Source organism: Mycobacterium sp. E3198, assembly GCF_001667015.1.
Taxonomy (GTDB): domain Bacteria; phylum Actinomycetota; class Actinomycetes; order Mycobacteriales; family Mycobacteriaceae; genus Mycobacterium.
This window is the reverse complement of the sequence record NZ_LZIS01000192.1, coordinates 1-4240: the sequence shown is the minus strand read 5'-3', so window position 1 is coordinate 4240 and position 4240 is coordinate 1. Positions and strand designations below refer to the sequence as shown.

Genomic DNA, 4240 nt, shown 5'->3' with positions numbered 1-4240 from the left:
CCACCCGCCATCCGATCTCCGTGTGGTGGACCGAGATCCGTCGGGTGCTGCGGCCGGGCGGCACCTACTTTGCGCAGCACATCGGGCCGGCCACGATGGGCGAGCTGGTCGAGTACTTCATCGGACCGCAGCCCGAGAAATGGGCCGAATTTCACCCGGACGCCGTGCGCGCGCAGGTGGACGCCGCGGGCCTGCAGGTGGTGGATCTGCGCGCGGAGCGGCTGCGGGCCGAGTTCTTCGACATCGGGGCCGTCGTCTACTTCCTGCGCAAGGTGGTGTGGACGGTGCCGGACTTCACCGTGGCGCGCTACCGGGACCGGCTGCGGCAACTGCACCAACGGATCGAGGCCGACGGGTCGTTCGTCGCGCACCCGACGCGGGTGCTGGTCGAGGCCCGCAAGGCGCGGTGATCAGCCCCCAATCATCCCCGAGCCTGTAAATCTGCAGAGGAAGTGCGAGAGAAGACCTGCAAAATTACAGGTTCGACGAACGTGCGAGCAGGCGTCAGCCCTCGGCGCGCAACACGTCCAGCGCGTGTTGCAGGTCGGGCGGGTAGGGGCTGACGATCTCCATCCGCCTGCCGTCGGCCGGGTGGGCGAAGGACAGCGCACGCGCGTGCAGCCATTGCCGTTCCAGCCCAAGCCTTTTCGCCAGCACCGGGTCGGCGCCGTAGACGAGGTCACCGCAGCACGGGTGGTGCAGCGCGGAGAAGTGCACCCGGATCTGGTGGGTGCGACCGGTTTCCAGGTGCACGTCGAGCAGGCTGGCGGCATGGAACGCTTCGATGGTGTCGTAGTGGGTGAGGCTGTGCCGGCCATCCCTGGTGACGGCGAACTTCCACTCGCCGCCGCGGTGCCGCCCGATCGGCGCGTCGATCGTCCCGCTGGACGGGTCCGGATGTCCCTGCACCAGCGCGTGGTAACGCTTGTCGACGGTGCGCTGCTTGAACGCCCGCTTGAGCACCGTGTAGGCGCGCTCGGACAGCGCCACCACCATCACCCCGGAGGTGCCGACGTCGAGGCGATGGACGATGCCCTGCCGCTCGGGCACGCCGGAGGTGGTGATCCGGTAACCGGCGGCGGCCAACCCGCCGAGCACCGTGGGACCGGTCCAGCCCACCGATGCGTGGGCGGCCACCGCGGCGGGCTTGTCGACGGCGACGATGTCGTCGTCGGAATAGAGGATCGTCATGCCCTCGATGTCGACGGGCGTGTTTTGCGGCGGGGCCGGCGCCTCGGGCAGCCGCACGTGCAGGAAGGCGCCGCCCGTCAGGCGGTCGGACTTGCCCGCGCGCACCCCGTCCAGTTCGACGCCGCCGCCTTCGGCCAACGCCGCCGCGGCGCTGCGCGACAGCCCCAGCAGGCGCGCCAACCCGGCGTCGACGCGCATGCCCGCCAGTCCCTCGGGGACGGGCATCGAACGCTCGGTCAACGGTCGACGGGCTTGCGGCGGCCCACGGTGTCGAAGTCATAGCCGAAGATCGACAGTGCCACCAGGAGGATGGCCCCGCCGACCACCGACGGGTCGGCGACGTTGAACACCGGCCACCAGCCGACCGACAAGAAGTCCACCACGTGCCCGCGCAGCGGCCCGGGCGACCGGAAGAAGCGATCGACGAGGTTGCCCATGGCGCCGCCGAGGATCATCCCGAGCCCGACCGCCCACCACGGCGACACCAGCCGTCGCCCCATCCAGAAGATGCCGACCACCACGCCCGTCGCGATCAGAGTCAGCACCCAGGTGTATCCGGTGGCCATGGAGAACGCGGCGCCCGAGTTGCGCACCAGGGTCCAGGTCACCGTGTCGCCGATGATCGACACCGGCTGGCCCGGGGGCAGCAGTCTGACGGCGAGCACCTTCGTCACGATGTCCAACGCCAGCACCACCGCCGCAACGGACAGCAGCAGGCGCAATCGCCTCGGCGGCCTGGTGGGTGCGGGTTCGGGTTCGGCTACCTCCCGGGCCGGCCCTGATGGTTCGTTGGACACGTCACCATCATCCCCTAACCCGAACGTGCGCGATGATGCACACCATGGCCCGGCTCACCGTCATCGCCACCGGAGGCACGATATCCACCGGGGAAGGCGCCGACGGGGTGCGGCGCCCGGCATACAGCGGCGCGGACCTCACCGCCGGGCTGGACGTCGACGTCGTCGACCTGCTGTCCCTTGACAGCTCGGAGCTGACGCCGGCGGACTGGGACCGGATGCGCGGCGCGGTGCGGGCCGCGATCGACGGCGGCGCCGACGGTGTGGTCATCACCCACGGCACCGACACCATGGAAGAGACGGCCCTGTGGCTCGACCTCACCCACGCGGGCGACGTCCCGGTCGTCCTCACCGGCGCCATGCGCGGCGCCGACGCCCCGGACGCCGACGGCCCGGGGAACCTGCGCGACGCGTTGGCGGTCGCGGCCAGCCCCGCCGCCCGCGGCCTGGGGGTCGTGGTGTGCTTCGCCGGCCGGGTGCTGCAGCCGCTGGGCATGCACAAGGTGGCCACCGACGACCTGAGCGGCTTCGCCGGCGAGCTGGTCGGCGCGGTGGGCGGCGGCGTGGCGCTGGCGGGCGCCAAGACGCGGCCGTACGTCGGCGACCTCAGCGCCGCCGCGGCGCCGCGGGTCGACATCGTCGCGGCGTACCTGGGCAGTGACTCGGTGGCGCTGGACGCCTGCGTGACCGCGGGCGCGCGGGCCGTCGTGCTGGAGGCGCTGGGGTCGGGCAACGCCGGAGCCGCGGTCGTCGAGGGCGTGCGCCGGCACTGCGGCGCCGGGGTCATCATCGCGGTGTCCACCCGCGTCCCCGGCGGGCGGGTCGGCGCGAGTTACGGCCCCGGCCACGAGATGGCGGCCGCCGGCGCGGTGCTGGTGCCGAGGCTGCGGCCGCCGCAGGCGCGGGTGCTCGCGATGGCGGCGCTGGCCGCGGGGCTACCCGTCGCCGACGTCGTCGACCGCTGGGGATAGGACCGCGTCGGCTTGCAGCGCGCCGATGTAGTCGGGCCAGTCCAGGGAGTCCACGGGGTTGGCGCCGGTGAGGTCGCTCGTGTCGGCGGGAAACGTGCGCGCGGTGCCCGGCCCCGAGCCCCGGGTTTCGAACCGCACGGTGACCACCCCGTGGCCGGAGCCCTGCACCCAGCCGTGTCCGTAGTCGCGGTGGGCTATGTCGTCTCCCACCCGCCACCCCGCGGCGTCGCCGACCCGCCAGGCCGACGCTTCCGGGACCGGCGCGAACATCGCCTCGGTCGCCGTCGCCACGGGGTGTTCCTCCGACATCTCCCCCGCCAGCTCCAAGTCCGGGAACAACGACTCCTGGCGCACATCGCTGAGGCCCGAAAACCCCACGCCCAGAAGGCGAATCGGCCCGATCTCGCGCGGGTCGAGCAGCAGCCGGCGGGCCAGGGCGATCAACGCGCCCGATTCGGTCGTCGCGTAGGGCAGCGTCGCCGAGCGGGTCAGCGTGCTCATGTCGGACTTCTTCAGCTTGACCGTGACGGTGCGCGCGCCGCGGCCGTCGCGCAGCAGGCGTCGGTGTGCGTGCTCGGCGATCGGGTCGATTGCGTCGCGCAGCTGCTCGAGGCTGGTCAGGTCGACGGCGAAGGTCGACTCCGAGCTGATCTGTTTGGCCTCGGCGCGCTCGGCGACGGGCCGGTCGTCGATGCCGCGGGCCAGGCGGTGCAGCGCCGGGCCGACCGTCGCGCCGAGCAGGTTGGCCACCTCGGCGTCGGTCAGCGCGGCCAGCTGCCCGATCGTCTCGATGCCCAGCCGATTCAGCTTCTCCTCGGCGACCGGCCCGATGCCCCACAGCCGCCGCACCGGCAACCCGCCGAGCAGCGACCGCTCCTCGGCGCGCGGGACCACCCGCACGCCATCGGGTTTGGCCAGGCCGGACGCGATCTTGGCGATCTGCTTGCCCGAGCCCGCGCCGACGGAGGCGACCAGGCCGGTCTCGTCGCGAATGCGGCGCCGCAATCCCTCGCAGAACGCCTCGACGTCCTCGGCCGACGCCCCGGCGAGCCGCGGCGGCTCGCCGAAGCCCTCGTCGACCGACAGCTGCTCGACGACGGGCACCAGGCCGCGCACCGTGTCGAAGACCCGGCGGCTGGCCACGCCGTAGACCACCCCGCGCGGCGGCAGCACCACCGCGGTCACGCCGATCAGCCGGCGCGCCTGATGCATCGGCATGGCCGACCGGGCGCCGAACACCCGCGCCTCGTAGCTGACGCCGGCCACCACGCCCCGGCCGCC

General features: G+C 72.8%; 4 protein-coding genes and 1 pseudogene. 2 read left to right on the top strand and 3 right to left on the bottom strand.

What is annotated here, in order from left to right; translation table 11 throughout:
- A pseudogene (locus tag A5673_RS21190) lies at positions 1-410 on the top strand (SAM-dependent methyltransferase); the annotation flags it as partial.
- A gap of 94 nt (positions 411-504) precedes the next feature.
- On the opposite strand, the gene A5673_RS21185 reads toward A5673_RS21190, so the two are convergent.
- A complete protein-coding gene (locus tag A5673_RS21185) occupies positions 505-1431 on the bottom strand; it encodes an RluA family pseudouridine synthase (protein WP_068236969.1) in 927 nt (308 codons plus the stop codon).
- A complete protein-coding gene (gene lspA, locus A5673_RS21180; protein WP_068236965.1) occupies positions 1428-1988 on the bottom strand; it encodes a signal peptidase II in 561 nt (186 codons plus the stop codon). Before lspA ends, A5673_RS21185 begins: the two co-directional genes overlap by 4 nt.
- Positions 1989-2032: 44 nt before the next feature.
- Here lspA and A5673_RS21175 point away from each other — a divergent pair, with 44 nt between their 5' ends.
- Positions 2033-2959, top strand: a complete 927-nt coding sequence (locus A5673_RS21175; RefSeq protein WP_068236972.1) for an asparaginase — start codon at positions 2033-2035, stop codon at positions 2957-2959.
- On the opposite strand, the gene A5673_RS21170 is transcribed toward A5673_RS21175, so the two are convergent.
- Positions 2924-4240: DNA polymerase IV (locus A5673_RS21170; protein ID WP_068236962.1), on the bottom strand; the 1317-nt coding region annotated here is incomplete at its 5' end. The two genes, A5673_RS21175 and A5673_RS21170, sit on opposite strands and share 36 nt — an antisense overlap.

Bases quoted from the DNA above. Each gene is read 5' to 3' on its own strand.
- A5673_RS21175 (WP_068236972.1), top strand. From the start codon at position 2,033: ATGGCCCGGCTCACCGTCATCGCCACCGGAGGCACGATATCCACCGGG.